The 14543-nt window shown below is 58.5% G+C and carries 15 protein-coding genes; 6 read left to right on the top strand and 9 right to left on the bottom strand.

Features of this window, described 5'->3' with window-relative positions; genetic code table 11:
* From AC6RA8_RS06665 to AC6RA8_RS06640, 6 genes are all read right to left on the bottom strand, one after another.
* On the bottom strand, positions 1-545 hold a 545-nt coding region (locus AC6RA8_RS06665; RefSeq protein WP_500351429.1), incomplete at its 3' end, for a type 1 periplasmic-binding domain-containing protein.
* An 87-nt stretch (positions 546-632) separates the two neighbouring features.
* Positions 633-1760, bottom strand: coding sequence for an ABC transporter permease (locus AC6RA8_RS06660; RefSeq protein ID WP_500351427.1), 1128 nt, complete (start codon positions 1758-1760; stop codon positions 633-635).
* Positions 1757-2518: an ATP-binding cassette domain-containing protein gene (locus tag AC6RA8_RS06655; RefSeq protein ID WP_500351426.1), complete on the bottom strand. Its 762-nt coding sequence runs from the start codon at positions 2516-2518 to the stop codon at positions 1757-1759. Before AC6RA8_RS06655 ends, AC6RA8_RS06660 begins: the two co-directional genes overlap by 4 nt.
* Before the next feature lie 104 nt (positions 2519-2622).
* Positions 2623-3672 carry a substrate-binding domain-containing protein gene (locus tag AC6RA8_RS06650; RefSeq protein ID WP_500351425.1) on the bottom strand — a complete coding sequence of 350 codons (1050 nt, stop codon included), beginning with the start codon at positions 3670-3672 and terminating at the stop codon, positions 2623-2625.
* A gap of 26 nt (positions 3673-3698) precedes the next feature.
* Entirely contained in the window at positions 3699-4721 is a 1023-nt protein-coding gene (locus AC6RA8_RS06645) for an ABC transporter permease (protein ID WP_500351423.1), read from the bottom strand.
* Entirely contained in the window at positions 4708-6234 is a 1527-nt protein-coding gene (locus AC6RA8_RS06640; RefSeq protein WP_500351422.1) for a sugar ABC transporter ATP-binding protein, read from the bottom strand. The genes AC6RA8_RS06645 and AC6RA8_RS06640 overlap by 14 nt, the downstream gene beginning before the upstream one ends.
* A 127-nt stretch (positions 6235-6361) precedes the next feature.
* Between AC6RA8_RS06640 and AC6RA8_RS06635 the strand changes: the two genes are divergently transcribed.
* The gene (locus AC6RA8_RS06635; protein ID WP_500351420.1) at positions 6362-7393 is read left to right on the top strand and encodes a LacI family DNA-binding transcriptional regulator; all 1032 of its coding nucleotides are present in this window, start codon (positions 6362-6364) and stop codon (positions 7391-7393) included.
* Positions 7394-7451: 58 nt separating this feature from the next.
* Here the strand turns inward: AC6RA8_RS06635 and AC6RA8_RS06630 are convergent, their stop codons facing one another.
* Positions 7452-8165: a DNA helicase gene (locus AC6RA8_RS06630; protein ID WP_500351418.1), complete on the bottom strand. Its 714-nt coding sequence runs from the start codon at positions 8163-8165 to the stop codon at positions 7452-7454.
* 292 nt (positions 8166-8457) lie between these two features.
* A complete protein-coding gene (locus AC6RA8_RS06625) occupies positions 8458-8979 on the bottom strand; it encodes an AAA family ATPase (RefSeq protein WP_500351416.1) in 522 nt (173 codons plus the stop codon).
* A gap of 100 nt (positions 8980-9079) precedes the next feature.
* Between AC6RA8_RS06625 and AC6RA8_RS06620 the strand changes: the two genes are divergently transcribed.
* From AC6RA8_RS06620 to AC6RA8_RS06610, 3 genes are all read left to right on the top strand, one after another.
* Positions 9080-10312 (top strand): MFS transporter, encoded by a 1233-nt coding sequence (locus AC6RA8_RS06620; RefSeq protein WP_500351414.1) that lies wholly within the window; start codon positions 9080-9082, stop codon positions 10310-10312.
* 60 nt (positions 10313-10372) lie between these two features.
* The gene (locus tag AC6RA8_RS06615) at positions 10373-11239 is read left to right on the top strand and encodes a 50S ribosomal protein L11 methyltransferase (protein ID WP_500351413.1); all 867 of its coding nucleotides are present in this window, start codon (positions 10373-10375) and stop codon (positions 11237-11239) included.
* A 111-nt stretch (positions 11240-11350) separates the two neighbouring features.
* Positions 11351-11698 carry a hypothetical protein gene (locus AC6RA8_RS06610; protein ID WP_500351412.1) on the top strand — a complete coding sequence of 116 codons (348 nt, stop codon included), beginning with the start codon at positions 11351-11353 and terminating at the stop codon, positions 11696-11698.
* Between the two features lie 99 nt (positions 11699-11797).
* Here the strand turns inward: AC6RA8_RS06610 and AC6RA8_RS06605 are convergent, their stop codons facing one another.
* Complete coding sequence (locus AC6RA8_RS06605) at positions 11798-12007, bottom strand: DUF1127 domain-containing protein (RefSeq protein ID WP_189368907.1); 210 nt, start codon at positions 12005-12007, stop codon at positions 11798-11800.
* Positions 12008-12605: 598 nt separating this feature from the next.
* On the opposite strand from AC6RA8_RS06605, the gene rsgA reads away from it, so the two are divergent.
* On the top strand, positions 12606-13688 hold the full coding sequence (gene rsgA, locus AC6RA8_RS06600) for a ribosome small subunit-dependent GTPase A (RefSeq protein WP_500351431.1): 1083 nt from the start codon (positions 12606-12608) through the stop codon (positions 13686-13688).
* Positions 13689-13692: 4 nt separating this feature from the next.
* Positions 13693-14454, top strand: coding sequence for a VOC family protein (locus tag AC6RA8_RS06595; protein WP_500351411.1), 762 nt, complete (start codon positions 13693-13695; stop codon positions 14452-14454).
* Positions 14455-14543 lie beyond the last annotated feature (89 nt).

Raw genomic sequence — 14543 nt, 5'->3', positions numbered from 1 at the left:
GCTGCAGGCTGATGCGCGAGGTCTTTCAGCGGGGTGTGGAACGCCCAGACATAGGTGGTCAGGTCGTCTTTTTCCGCGGCCAGTTTCGCGATGTTGTCGCCCTGAATGGCCAGTTCAGACGGGCCAAAGACGACATAGTCATAGATGTCTTTGTCCAGCACCACCTGGTTGGCATAGGTCGTTTGCAGCGAGTGTTCGATCTGGCGGGATGCAAACTCGGTCGTTTCGTACTGAATACCCAGTTGATCAAGACGCTTGGTCATCGCCAGATAGTTGCGTGCCCAGAAGTCCGATGTGTCGGACGACGGGTAGATCAGTGCAATCTGAATAGGTGCATCTTGCGACCCGCTGAACTTCACCGCTTCCGCGCCGACAACGGCTTGCATCGCTTCCAGCTTGCCCTCGGCGTTTACCTCGTCAGGCACCCAGTAGTCGCGGTCTGCGATGTCCGGCAGTTCCTTTAGCGGCAGGGTTGCATGACCATCGGCCAGTGCCATTCCGGTCATCGCTGTTGCCACGAGGGCTGTGGTTGCTAAAAATCTCATCTTGGTTCCTCCCTTTGCAATGAGAGCGGGGCCAAATCGGCCAGGTCGGGGCTGCACCCTCGGCCTGGCCACCCCGCATTGGCCGGTTTATCCGCTTGGTGCGACATCCCCAGCGAAGACACCTCCGATAGCCAAAAGGGCTATCAGGGTGCCAATCAGCAGCGCGGAAAACCGCACCAATTTCTGACCTTCCGATGTTTTGAGATCGGCGAACCAGCCGCCTGCACCATCACGGTCCTTCTTCTGGATCCAGGCGTACAGCGCGACCGAGCTGATGATCACGAAGCCAGACGCCACCGGCTGCCAGAAGAACTCGATGCGCAATGTCACAAGCGCGTTCAACATCATGGCAAGCAGCAGCACGCCCGAGAACGACCCAATGATCGAGGCGCGACCACCGAAGAGCGATGTGCCTCCCACAACCACCGCCGCGATGACATGAAGGTTGAAGAAGGGCGCCATAGTCGCCTGAATGGCGTTCTGTTTGCCGGTCAGCATTAGACCTGCAAGGGCTGCGCATGCTCCGCACAGAACGTAGGCATAGACCTTGTGCCGCTTCACACCGATGCCCGTCAGCTCCGCGGATTCAGGGCTGGAGCCGATGGCGACCGTGTAGCGGCCAAAGTGGGTGCGTTGCAGGATGTAGTAGCCTGCCACCATGGTCAGAATGCCGATGACCGCGGGTGTGGGGATGAAGAACGGCGTCTGACCGCGGCCCATTTCTGTCAGGATGTCGGGGAAACGTGCCAGCACCAGCCCTTTGGCCAACAGGAGCGCCAAGCCCTTGTAGACCAAGTCCATCGCCAGCGTGCCAATCAGGTCAGGCACGTTGAAGCGCGTGATGACCAGACCGTTGATGAGGCCCAGAAGCGCCCCAATGGTCAGGGCAATCGGAATGCCGACATAGATCGAAAACCCGTATTGTTTGACGAGAAACGCCATGATGATGGCCGACAACACGGCCACCGACCCGACGGACAGGTCAATGCCGCGCTGGGTGATGACAAAGGTCATCGCCATCGCCATAGGCATATATAGGGCCGCGTCCTGCAGGATCAGCTCAAGATTGCTGATCCGGTAAAACCGATCCGGCGACGCCACGGCCATGAACAGGAAGATGGCGATGATCATCGCCAGTGGCGCAATGACCGCCATGTAAGGCTCAAGCCGTTCGCTCAGCGGTGGCTTGTAGTCTGTATCAACTGCGGTGTTCATGCGGCGTCCTCCTTGGCACCAACGATCATGCCCAGCACTTCCTGGGTCGAACTTTCAGCGGTGAGGGCAACGCCCACGCATTGGCCACGGCGCTGTACGTGAACACGGTCTGCGACCTCGAACACGTCATCCAGCGAGTGACTGATGAGGATCACGGCGAGACCTTGCGCTTTCAGAGCCTTGATCAGCTTGAGTGTCCGTGCGGTTTCCTGCGGACCTAGGGCAGCCGTGGGTTCGTCCATCACCAGCACCCGCAACCCTTCATGGTAGACGGCGCGTGCGATGGCGACCGCCTGACGTTGACCACCGGACAAGCTGTCCGTTGGCGCGTCCAGCGATTTCAGACGCACTCCCAGACGTTCCATCAACACCCGTTCGGTTTCCGACCGCATCTTTTTGTTGTCGAGCACCGTGATACCGCACACTTTCTTGGTCAGCTCATTGCCCAGGAACATGTTGGCAGCGGGATCGAGATGGTCTGCCAATGCCAACGTTTGATAGACGGCGTCGATACCCGCCCTTGCCGCGTCGGCGTGGTTGGAAAACTCGACTTTTTCGCCGTCGATATAGATGTCGCCCTCGGTCGGCTGGTAGACGCCCGTCAACACCTTGATCAGGGTCGACTTCCCGGCGCCGTTGTCACCGACAATGGCCAACACTTCGCCTGCGTAAGCGGCCAGGTCGACATTGTGCAGCGCGGTCACGCCGCCGAAACGTTTGGTTATCCCGCGCATCTGCACGAGTGGCGTATCAGCCATATCTCTTTCCTCCGGTGGCTCGGATAGATCGGGCGGCGCACGTGCCCTTGCTATTCGGATTAAGGTGCGGGGCCAGACCTTGCCGCCCGACCCCGCGGGGAGAACTATTTGCCCCAGATCGCGGCGTAGGCGTCGCGGTAGGGGATGTCCGGATCGAACTGGTTGCTGTCGCCCAGCTTGGCCAGCCCTTCGGGTGTGACCAGCGCAGGTGACGTGACATAGCCCGAGCATGCCTCGCCCTGGATGGCGCGGTTCAGCTCGTCCACCAACTGCCAGCCTTGCAGGTTCAGCGGCTCGGCCACGGTAATGGCCTGATAGCCGTTGGACCGGATGCGCTGGAACGCCGCTTCGGAGCCGTCACCCGCAGAACCGGCAAGTGGACCAGCGTCAGGAGCCAAACCTGCAGCGGCCAGTGATGGGCCCATGAAGTCGAAATACAGGTCGTTGATCGCCAGCGCGTGGGTCCAGCTTTCACCGTATTTCTGCAACAGCGACGTCGTCAGGGGGCCCATGCGGGTCGATGTGTCCGCAATCGGCGTATCCACGTATTCCAGAACTTTGCCACCCGCAGCCTCGACCGTCTCTTTCAGCCGGTCGGCCTTGTCGATGGCGATCTGGTACGTGCTGTCGGTAAAGATCACGACGCCAATCTCTTCGCCCTGTGCCTTGGCATCGTCGATGGCCCATTCAGCGGCCACTTCGGACACGGTCATCGCGTCGGTGGACACGTTGGCGAAAATACCACCCGGTGCGTCACAGCCGATAACGGGGCCGGAGTGCCAGGCAACCATTGGCACGCCTGCATCGACGACGCCTTCAAGCGCGGCTTGCTGTTCGACAGCGTCAAAGCCGTTGATGATAATGCCATCCGCCTTCAATGCCAGCGCCTGACCAATCGCCGCTGTCCGGCCCTGAATGGAGCCTGCGCCGTCCAGCACGCGGACTTCCCAGCCGATCTTGGCTGCGGCTTCCTCGACACCCGTGGTGACACCAAGTATGCCGCCGTTTTTCAGGTCGCCCGCGACGACGACGATGGACTTTCCGTCAGCCGCAGCAGGTCCGGTTGTTGGACCGTCCCATTCCGCCGCCAGGGCTGGTACGGCTGTCATCATTGTCGTGGCCAGCAGTCCGGCCATGAATGTACGTTTTTGCATAGTTTCCTCCCTTTGCAATTTCGTGCTCAGCGCTTGTCTGCACCTTTTTTGCGCTGCGCGTATCCTGCGATGCCGATGGCAACCAGCAGGGTTACTCCGTTGAACAGCGGTTCGACCCAGAAGGATCCGCCGAATTGTTGAATGCCTGAAATGCCCACGGCGAGGATGACAACACCCACCACGGTGCCCCAAACGTTGACCCGGCCAGGTTTGATTGTTGTTGAGCCGAGGAACGCGCCCACAAGCGCAGGCAGCAGGAACTCGAGCCCCACCGACGCCTGACCGATCCGCAGCTTTGCCGCCAACAGCACACCGGCCAGCGCGGTCATGGTGCCCGAGGCAACGAATGCACCGATCACATATTTGCGGGTGGGAATGCCGTTCAGTTGCGCGGCCCTTTGGTTCGCGCCGATTGCGTAGAGGTATCGTCCGACTGGCGTGTATTCGAGCACGATCCACATCACGACCGTGATGACCATCAGGTAGTAAGCCGTGATCGGCAGGCCGAACACAAAAGTGGTGTTCAAGGCGTAGAAACCATCCGGCAACAGCCCGACCATTTGCCGACCACCCGTGTGCCAGAGCGCCAAGGCATAGAGGACTGTCCCAGTGCCAAGTGTCGCGATGAAGCTGTCAATCTTGGCAACCTCAACCAGCAACCCATTCAGGAACCCGGTCAACGCGCCCAAAAGCAGCACAATCGCCACGGCCATCGGCCAGGGAAGCCCCAGCATGGTCTGCATACTGATGGCGAGGATGTGCCACAGCACGATCCCGTACCCAACGGTCAGGTCGATCCGCCCCGCTGCCATGGGGATCATGGCCCCCAGCGACAACAGCGCGATGATCGCCTTGTCGGAAATGATGGACCGCAGGTTCAGCATCGTCGGGAAGGTGTTGGGCAACAGAACCGAGAACAGGCCGATCAGGAACACGGTCAGAATGACCAGACCATAGACCGGCAGGAACCGCATCAAACGCTTGCCCATGGGCAGTCCTTTGAGTTCGGCTTTGGTCGGCTCGAGTGCGCTGGATTCAAGCGACTGCATTCGCACCGCTCCCTTCTGTCTTGATATTCCCGGCCGAGGCCGACTGGATCAGGTTTTCAGTTGTCAGCCGCGTGCCGCTGAGTTCATCGACAATCGCCCCCTGGCTGAAGACGATGGCCCGATGGCAAATCGTGGCGATCTCTTCGAAATCGGTGGACATGATCAGGATCGCAACACCGTCCCCGAGGGCGCGATTGAGCAGGGCGTAGATTTCGGATTTGGCCCCGACATCCACACCCGCTGTCGGATCTTCGCAGATCAGAAGCTTGCGCTTGGTGGCGAGCCAGCGGCCAATGACGACCTTCTGTTGGTTGCCGCCCGACAGCGCCTCGATCGCGAGGGTCGGGTCATTGGGCGACAGACCCAACTCGGCCCCGATGATGGCGGCCTGTTCGGCTTCGACCCGGGGTGACAGCATGTTCAGCAGCTTCCGGCCAATGCCATCAGGGTTGAGAAAGGTGTTTTCCCGGATCGACAGGCTCATGGCGACGGACTCTTCGGTTCGGTCCTTGGCGACCAGGCCAACACCGGAATGCAGCGCCTTCTGCGGGTTTGACAGGTCGGGTTGAACGCCACCCAGCGTCACCTCTCCGTCGAAGGGCAGCAACCCAAAAAGCGCGCGCGAGATCGCCTCGTGCCCTGCCCCGCGCAGGCCAACAAGGCCCAAAACCTCGTTCTTCTGCAGATCAAAATCCAGTTTCTGCATCCCGGCCACTTCGAAGTTGCGCAGGGACAGAACCGCGTCGCCGATCGCATCGGTCGCCTTGACGGTCTCGCGGGTTTTGCGCCCGACGATCTTCTGCACCAGCTCTTCGGGCGTTGTGTGGTCGATGCTGCGCACGCCCACCATCGCGCCATCGCGGAGCACAGCCACACGGTCCGCGATCTGGAAAATCTCATCCAAACGGTGGGACACATAGATCATCCCGACGCCCTTTTCGCGCAATGGCCGAATAGCCGCGAACAAGCGTTCCACTTCGTCCGCGGGAAGCGAGGCAGTAGGTTCGTCCAAAACCAGAAACTCGCTGTCCACGGCCAGCGCACGGGCAATCGCCACCAGCGATTTCTCGGTGCGCGTCAGATCTTCGACACGCGCTGTCGGGTCAAATTCGGCATCCACCTTGCGGAGCGCTTCCACGGCAAAATGTTCGACATCCTTCCAGCGGATCAGCCCATTCTTGCGAGAGAAGCCGAGAGCCAAACCAATGTTCTCCGCCACCGTCATCCACTCGATCAGGCCCAGGTCCTGGTGGATAAAGGCCACCTTCTGCCGCTCGCCAAACCCAGCCGGTTTGTGCTGGTACGGTTGACCATCGATCAGCACGCGGCCAGCGTCTGCCGTATGTATTCCACCCAGCACTTTGATCAGCGTCGACTTGCCTGCGCCGTTCTCACCCAGAAGGGCAACAATCTCGCCTCGAGCCACAGTCAACGAAACATCCTTGAGCGCATAGGTGCCGCCAAAATGCTTGTCGATGCTGTCGAAAAACAAACCTGTCTGCAGGTCTGGCATGGCGTCTCCTCCGGGGCGACGGGCCCCAACCTCCCCGTTGAGTTACCCGTAACATTCCGCTAGCATCAGGTCAGAGCACAGGCTCTGTCAAGGCCCAAGTTACCCGTAACGTAAGATGGCGTGAAACGTGGAAAAAAGCAGTAAGAACAATAAAGTAAGCCTGTCTGAGGTTGCTCGAGCCGCAGGCGTGTCGAAAATGACAGCCAGCCGGGTTTTGCGTGGTGAGGGTGGGTATTCGGAAAAAACCCGAGTCAAGGTGATGGAGCAGGTGGACGTCCTTGGCTACCTGCCGAATCGTTTGGCGACCGTGTTTGCGGGCGATCAGAACTCGACCTTCATCGGTGTATCGATCCCGGATCTGGGGAACGAGGTTTTTGCCCAGGTGCTCGAAGGGATCGATCGCAAGCTGGGGACGTTTGGATACCAATCCGTTCTGGGCCTCACGCAGCACACCCAACAAGAGGAAGAAAACTGGATCAGGACGGTTTTGTCCTGGCAACCAGCGGGCCTCATTCTGACCGGCCGCTACCATTCGCCCCGCGCCATGGACATGCTGCGGAATGCGGGCATTCCCGTGGTTGAGATTTGGGATTTGAACTCGAGCCCCCTCGACATGAGCGTGGGCATCAATCACTTCGACAGCGGGTTTGATATGGGGCGGTATCTGACATCGCTTGGCTATCAGAACATCGGCTATGTCGGGACGTCGCATGATACGGCAAATGCGGCGACAGAGCGGCTTAGCGGCTTCTGCAAGGCGGTTGAGGGGGCGGGCGGCGCAGTCGTGAAGCAGCTTTGCCTGCATGATACCGCCACCTACTATCCGGGCTTTTACGGAACAGAGCAGTTGCTGGCCGCCGCCCGCGATATCGAGTGCATCTTTTATCAGAACGACGCGATGGCCTTTGGCGGTTTGCAGTATTGCGCGGCCAAGGGCCTGTCAGTGCCGGACGACATTGGCATTGCAGGATGGGGTGACCTACCCATTGCATCCGTGATGAACCGACGCCTCACGTCCTGCCACGTGTCACATCTAAAGCTCGGTCAGAAAGCGGCCGAGATGATGATGGGACGTCTGACTGACGAGCCGGTACCGACCTGCACCGATATCGGCTTTCGCCTGATCCCCGGGTCGACGGTTCGCAACAGCGGGGTTTAGTGCGGTATCGGGCAGCGCGGACATCCGCAGAATGCCCGCGCCGTCCCTTGCATTTCCGCTACGCTGCCTGATCAACCTGAAGCTTGCCATTGTGCAGGAAGCAGATCTTGTCGAAGGCCGACAGATCAAGCGGATTGGGCAGACGAACATCTGACAGATCGGGCATGGACTTGTCGCTCAGGTCAAATGCTCGGTTCACTTGCGAGATCACCACACATATCGCATCAGTCGCCTTCACATAGGTCCGCAGAGACGTGATCTGGTCCTGCAGGGTTGGATTTGTGCGTCTTTGGTCAAGGAGTTGAAGGTAGTCGATCACGGCCATCACCGGTTTGTCGAAATGCTTCAGTCGACCGATGACATAGTCGGAAGATACTTCATCCGACGTATCCACTTCCACGGTTTTCTGCGCGGACATCAGGTCAATGCGCAGATCTGCGAACCGATCTGCGACGTCCCGCACGTGGTAGTCCAGGGTAAAGAAGAACCCTTGCCTGTTCACAGTTGCCGCCTTGGAAGCCAATTCCAGCCCCAGAAGCGTTTTGCCCTGACCAGGCCTTGCACCAATCAGAACAAGGTCGCCTGGCTGGAGCTGCGACAAAACGAAATCAGCGGGGAACCTTGCCGATGCCGAAGATGCAAGATGCCCCCAGCTTTGGAAGCCTTCCGCAATCGCGATCTGGTCCAGCGCTCTGTGCAACGGCATACCAGTTTGCCGGGCCAACAGCTTGGCCTGTCGTTTCAAGTGATAGATGGGCGCAGAGAGATGCATTTGTGTCCTCCTCTTTCGAGCCACTTCTGCAATCCCTCCTTATGCATGCGCTCGAACGAGACAGGTTAAATCACTTCGCTCTACATGACAGATGCTTCCCAGGCGGAGGGTGGAGGCCCGAGCAAGGCCTTACCCAACTGTGTTCGAACAGATCGCAGATTTCAACATGGCAAAGGTACTGGGTTGGGATGTTGAAGAGTGATTGAAGCAAGCTTAGGGCTTGCGGCCGCGATGTAAGTGCCGTGCGCTGTTCTATGGCGCAAAAAGTCCAACCAATCTGTGAGTGCACTTCTTAAACGCAATGCGCAAGGATTTGATCCACGACGTCATCAAGCGTCTCGGTGGCATCGATGACCGTACCTTGCGTGGGAATGTTCTGTTTCGTTGTGTGGAGGGTCAGGATGAACTCCTGCTCCTCTGCCCGCCCGCCGAACACGTTGTGGCCGCGTAGCGCGAGCCGTCGTCTCAGTGTTTCCTGATCCACGTCCAACACAAAGACTGCATCAAACAAATGGATGACATCGGCATAGTTCCGGGAGCCACCGCAGAAAAAGGACATTTCGGAACGTCTGGAAGCGACTTGTGACCTGACCTTGTCCACATCCCACACATGCTGGCTGTGCATCCATGCCGCGCGCTTGACACTTCCCACTGGACCGACTTCGGCCAACGAGGGCTGCTGTTGAGGTGTTTCGTCAGGGATCAACTCTCTGTCGCCGTCAATCGCATGATATCCGCGCCGGCGCAGTTCGTGGCACACCGACGTTTTGCCGCTGCCCGAGACACCCTCGATCAGATAGTTTCGTTTGCCCATGCCCATGGCATATCCTGTGACAGCTTGGTGGAAAACACATGTGCTTTCTCGCACATACCGTGCCCTCGCCAAGACCGTGCAAAAGGCGTAAGGGCAAGTCATGGCTCAGTACATCACCCTTGACGACGCAGGCACTCTGCCCGTTTGGCGGCGGCCCATTGCGCTTTTGTTCCTGATGGCGTTTGCCATGCCCATCGGGTTTTCCGTCTGGCTAGCGCTGCTGAACAACTTTGTCGTGGATGCCGCCAACTTTGACGGGGCCGATATCGGCCTGCTGCATGCCATCCGCGAAATTCCTGGCTTTCTGGCCGTCGGTGTCATCGTTGTCATCATGTTCATGCGCGAACAGGTGCTTGGATTGATGTCACTTGTGATGCTGGGTGTGGCAACGGCCCTGACGGCGCAGTTCCCGCAAATGGGTGGCATTCTGGCGCTGACCTTCATCAGTTCGGTCGGCTTTCACTACTACGAAACGGTAAACCAGTCGCTGCAATTGCAGTGGCTGCCCAAGGACCGCGCCCCGCAGATGCTGGGCTGGCTGCTCGCTGCCGGGTCTACGGCCACGTTCCTTGTTTACTTCATCATCATGGTCCTGTGGGAACCGCTTGGGCTGACTTACAACGTTGTCTACATGGTCGGCGGCGGCATCACGGCTGCCATCGCGGTCTTTGCCATGCTGGCCTATCCCCAGTTCGAGGCCCCTACCCCGCAACTAAAAACCTTTGTGCTGCGCAAGCGATACTGGCTGTACTACGCCCTGCAATTCATGTCGGGGGCACGGCGGCAGATCTTCATGGTCTTTGCGGGCTTCATGATGGTCGAAAAATTCGGCTTCCAGGTGCATGAGTTGACCGCGCTCTACCTCATCAACCTGATGGTCAACATCCTGGTCGCACCGGTTCTGGGGCGCATCGTGGCCCGCTTTGGTGAGCAAAAAGCGCTCGTATTTGAGTACACTGGCCTTGTCTGCGTGTTTCTGGCCTATGGCGGTGTCTATTTCATGGGTTGGGGATTGATGATTGCCGCCGCTCTCTATGTGCTGGACCACATCTTTTTCGGGTTGGCGTTGGCACTCAAAACCTATTTCCAAAAGATCGCGGACCCGGCGGACATCGCGCCGACGGCTGCTGTGGCCTTTACGATCAACCATATCGCTGCCGTGGGTCTGCCGGTGCCATTGGGCCTGTTGTGGCTGTTCTCACCCGGGGCTGTGTTTCTGCTGGCTGCGGGCATGGCTGCAACGTCTCTGTGCCTTGCCCTGCTCATTCCGCGCCACCCGGTGCCGGGCCATGAAACCCGGCTGGGCGCCAAGCTGCCTGCCCCGGCGGAATAGCGCGCCACTTGCTGCTTAACCTTGTGGGCGCTAAGGCTCCGGCAACATACGGAGACTGACATGACCACATGGACCGCCCTTACGACGCTGGAAGGCAAGGCACAGGCGGAAGCGCTTGGCGCCGCCCTCGATAACATGATGCCCGAGCCAACTGGCATTGGTGTATTCGAGGTCGAAGATGGCAGCGGGCTTTGGGAAGTGGGCGCCTATTTCACGGACCAGCCGGATGACACCGCACTCCTTTTGCTCACCACGGCCCTAGGCGCGAAACCGTTCTCGGTTTCGGAACTACCGGAAACTGATTGGGTGGCCCATGTGAAGCGCGAGTTGGCACCGGTCGAGGCCGGTCGCTTCTTCGTCTACGGCTCGCACGACGCTGACAAGGTGCCCGCGGGAAAGCACGCCTTGTTGATCGAGGCGGCGATGGCCTTTGGGACCGGGCACCACGGGACGACCTTGGGCTGCCTGAAAGCGTTGGATCGCTTGGCAGACGATGGATTTGAGGCGGATCGCGTGGCTGATATTGGCTGCGGTACCGCTGTACTCGCCATGGGCGCTGCCGCGATCTGGGACGCGGATGTCATTGCCAGCGACATTGATGCGCAGGCGGTGGATGTGGCGCGAGCCAACCTGGAGGCCAACGGAATGCAGGCCAGGGTCAAACTGGCGGAATCGGCAGGCTTTGATCACGCGGACCTTTCCGGCCCATTTGACCTGATCTTTGCCAATATCCTCAAGGGGCCGCTGATCGCATTGGCGCCGGATCTAAGCGCCCGCCTCACCCCAGGTGGCTATGCGATTCTGTCGGGAATCCTCAATGAACAGGCGGACGACGTCGCTGCGCACTATATCGGGCAGGGAAACAGTCTGGCACATAGGGAAGAGATTGGAGAGTGGACCACCCTCACCCTGTGCAAAAAGCCATGATTTGTCAGAATTTTTAGCGGCTTTTGACGCATTTGCCCAGATTTCGCCACAATTCAGTCGCACCTTACATGCCGAAATAGGTGGGGGCCATTTCGACGTAACGAGGCTGCTATGGTTGAAACTCGCCAAAGCTTTGAACACAGACTGACCACACTTGGCCGCAAACACGCGGCCTTGGGGAACGGGTACACCACTACACTACGAGGCGACGGACTGATCGTCCTCAAGCCCAAGCGCCGTCTGGGTCGCGGTTTCCCGATCAGAGGTCTGCTCGCGCTCGTGACCGGATTCTTTGTTTTCAAGGGCCTGATGCTCGCCTCTTTGGGAGACATCACGTATAACGAGCGCGTTGCAAAGTTGCAGCAAGGCGGTCATCTGGAACAGTTCAGCTCTCATCTGATGCAGATTGACCCGGTGACACAGTTTGCTGCAGGCTTTCTTGAACCCTTCATAGACTGACCCAAACGGCCCCTCCAAAAGAAAAGCCGCGGTGCCTGCTCTCAGGCCCGCGGCTTTCGCTCTTGTAAGAGCGCGTCCAAAGGGGAGGATTGGAACGTCTTAGTGGCGGTTTGCCACGTCATCGATGTCGCCACGGACCAGACCGATGTCTTCAAGCTCACGGTCAGTCAGGGCGTTCAGGGCGTTGCGGGTCAAGCGGGCATGGTTCCAGGCAGCCACTTGGGCAACCAATTTGGAAAACAAACCGGAGAATTGGCCTGCAACAGGTGCAGCGCCATATGCGGGGCGGGTGGTGTCGAAAGCAGCCATTGCAGCAGTCCTTTTTTCGATAGTTTATGCTGATCTTGTCAGCGTTGTGATGCTCATTTAGGCGCGAAAAAAACACCCTACAAGCGGTGAAAAGTCATATGTGGTTTGCGTTTTTTGCATGTCGAAACTACACGTGTAACACATTGAAAATATTATAAATAACGCAAGACCGTGACACAACACGCAACGCTGACAGCCGAATTTCGCGCTAAAGTGGTCATCTGATGGGGTTCCATAGCCCTTGGGAACGGAGGGCTTCACCATTCTGCGTCCAGAACATCCCGCCGACCTTCCCGAGATCCGCTTCGTCCCATCACAGTGTCGTTCCTGGTAGGCAACCATCAGCCGTGCCAACCCAACCACAATTCGCCGTCCATCCAGACAGTTGAAAAACCGGTTGTGGCCGCGTAAGTCTACGGCATCGAAGTGGAGAGTTTATGTCCCGGTAAGGTGGGGAGGCAGCAGTCCTCCCAGCGCAATAATCAGCAACCATCTTGTTTCGTCAGCCTCTGACGGACAGCATTGGATGTTTGCGCGTCTTTTTCCCTTACCCTTTGAATTCATGCCCCGCATGATCAAGACATGGAACTTCCTCACAATGACACGTGACTATTCACAGTTTTTCCCCCCATCGTCCGACCTGAAAGCCCAAGAGCGCGCCTTGCCCCCTCTTACCGCTCTTGGCTGGCAGCCCTTTTTCGCCCAACAAACAGACGTCGACGAGTTGACGCAGACCCCTCCTGTTCGCGTCGTCGAAGTCCACCGAAACGCGTTGCATGTTCTCGGGGACGGTCTCGACGAAGTCATGCCACCCACCGAAGGCATCACCGTTGGTGACTGGCTGATGTTTGACCACGATCAACCAAAATCCAGTCGGGTCCTACGACGCAAGAGCCTGATCAAGCGGCGTGCTCCCGGGACAGATCGCCGCGAACAGCTGATCGCGGCAAATGTTGACACGGCGTTTGTCGTCACCTCGTGCAATCAGGATTTCAATGTTGCACGGCTTGAAAGATACATCGCGCTTGCCTTCGAGGCACAGATCACGCCGGTTATCGTTGTCACCAAAACCGACCTTGCGCCCGATCACCAACACTACATCGACGCAGCACGCGCAGTTTCCCCAGACGTGGCCGTTGTTGCGTTAGACGCAACAGGCGACGCGCCGCAGTCAAAACTGGCAGACTGGTGCAAGCCGGGGGCGACCGTCGCGTTCTTGGGATCATCCGGCGTCGGCAAGTCGACCCTGACCAACGCGCTTTTGGGTACCGAAACGCTCGAGACGCAATCCATCCGGGACGATGATGCGAAGGGGCGGCATACGACAACGCGGCGCCAACTCTTCGCAACGCCGGACGGTTGTCTGGTTCTGGACACCCCGGGCATGCGTGAATTGCAACTGACTGACGCAGCATCGGGCATTCAGGACCTGTTCTCGGACATCGACGATCTGGCCACGCAATGCCGGTTCAACGATTGCAAACACGAAACAGAACCCGGATGTGCCGTGCTGCAAGCGATAGAAAACAAAAGGATCGATGCCGCGCGGCTTGGGCGGTGGCGCAAACTATTGGCCGAAGATGCGTTCAATTCGGCCAGCCTGTCCGAGCGCCGCGCGAAGGACAAGGCATTCGGAAAGATGGTGCGCGAGATCACGAAGCAGAAAAGCAAGAGGAGGTAGTTGGATGTCAGATGACAAGTCTGGTCAAATTGTCTGGCACGATCTCTTTTCGGCTGACCGGCAACGTTCAATGACCTTTTATGAACGCGTCGCCGGGTGGTCCTTTGTGGTCGAGCATGCCACGGATTTTGTCTGGGGTGGCGGAGAGATGGACTTTGTTCTGGCCACATTGGCGGATGAAGCCGGTGCTGGCTTTATCGAAACCTCCAAGGGCATGCCTGACGGTTGGATTGCCTATATCGAGGTGCCGGATGTGGATGCGGCCGCCAGGCGCGCGGAACGCTTGGGGGGTGAAGTAGTTCGCCCGCCCTTTGACGTTCCCGGTGTCGGTCGAAATGGGCTTGTGCGCGATCCGTTGGGCGCCCTGATCGGCATCTCTCAATCCCAGCACGCGTTTCCGACACCAACACGACAGTTCGGCAACGAAGTCTATCTTTCCGGCGCGCCCGAGTTCCCGACGCCGTTCTATTCAGCAGTCTTTGGCTGGTCGGTGAGCCCACCGCACGATTTGACAGGGAGAGGTGCCGTGATCTCGACACAGTCCGGCCAAACCGTTGCACATCATCTGCCGGGAACGTTCCCAACGGGTGCGCAAGCGTTGTGGGTGCCTTGCATCAACGTGATCGACACTGCGACCGTGCTGCGAGAGGCCGGAGTATTGGGTGCAAGCCAGCTTTCGAAGCTGGTTTTCAGAAGCACGGGGGAGTGTTGGTATCTGATCCGTGACCCCGCTGGCGCTTTGTTCTGCCTGTCAGCGGGTAGATAGGACCTCTGGGTCACGAGCCGCGAAAACCTGCAAAGACCCGCGCGCTTCTACGGACACAGTGAGCTTTCCCTGTGTCCGAAACTGTCATG

It is taken from the genome of Tateyamaria sp. (assembly GCF_059783535.1).
This window is presented reverse-complemented; position numbering and strand designations above follow the sequence as displayed.

Bases quoted from the DNA above. Each gene is read 5' to 3' on its own strand.
- AC6RA8_RS06660 (WP_500351427.1), bottom strand. From the start codon at position 1,760: ATGAACACCGCAGTTGATACAGACTACAAGCCACCGCTGAGCGAACGG.
- AC6RA8_RS06655 (WP_500351426.1), bottom strand. From the start codon at position 2,518: ATGGCTGATACGCCACTCGTGCAGATGCGCGGGATAACCAAACGTTTC.
- AC6RA8_RS06650 (WP_500351425.1), bottom strand. From the start codon at position 3,672: ATGCAAAAACGTACATTCATGGCCGGACTGCTGGCCACGACAATGATG.
- AC6RA8_RS06645 (WP_500351423.1), bottom strand. From the start codon at position 4,721: ATGCAGTCGCTTGAATCCAGCGCACTCGAGCCGACCAAAGCCGAACTC.
- AC6RA8_RS06640 (WP_500351422.1), bottom strand. From the start codon at position 6,234: ATGCCAGACCTGCAGACAGGTTTGTTTTTCGACAGCATCGACAAGCAT.
- AC6RA8_RS06630 (WP_500351418.1), bottom strand. From the start codon at position 8,165: ATGCATCTCTCTGCGCCCATCTATCACTTGAAACGACAGGCCAAGCTG.
- AC6RA8_RS06625 (WP_500351416.1), bottom strand. From the start codon at position 8,979: ATGGGCAAACGAAACTATCTGATCGAGGGTGTCTCGGGCAGCGGCAAA.
- AC6RA8_RS06620 (WP_500351414.1), top strand. From the start codon at position 9,080: ATGGCTCAGTACATCACCCTTGACGACGCAGGCACTCTGCCCGTTTGG.
- AC6RA8_RS06615 (WP_500351413.1), top strand. From the start codon at position 10,373: ATGACCACATGGACCGCCCTTACGACGCTGGAAGGCAAGGCACAGGCG.
- AC6RA8_RS06610 (WP_500351412.1), top strand. From the start codon at position 11,351: ATGGTTGAAACTCGCCAAAGCTTTGAACACAGACTGACCACACTTGGC.
- AC6RA8_RS06605 (WP_189368907.1), bottom strand. From the start codon at position 12,007: ATGGCTGCTTTCGACACCACCCGCCCCGCATATGGCGCTGCACCTGTT.
- rsgA (WP_500351431.1), top strand. From the start codon at position 12,606: ATGACACGTGACTATTCACAGTTTTTCCCCCCATCGTCCGACCTGAAA.
- AC6RA8_RS06595 (WP_500351411.1), top strand. From the start codon at position 13,693: ATGTCAGATGACAAGTCTGGTCAAATTGTCTGGCACGATCTCTTTTCG.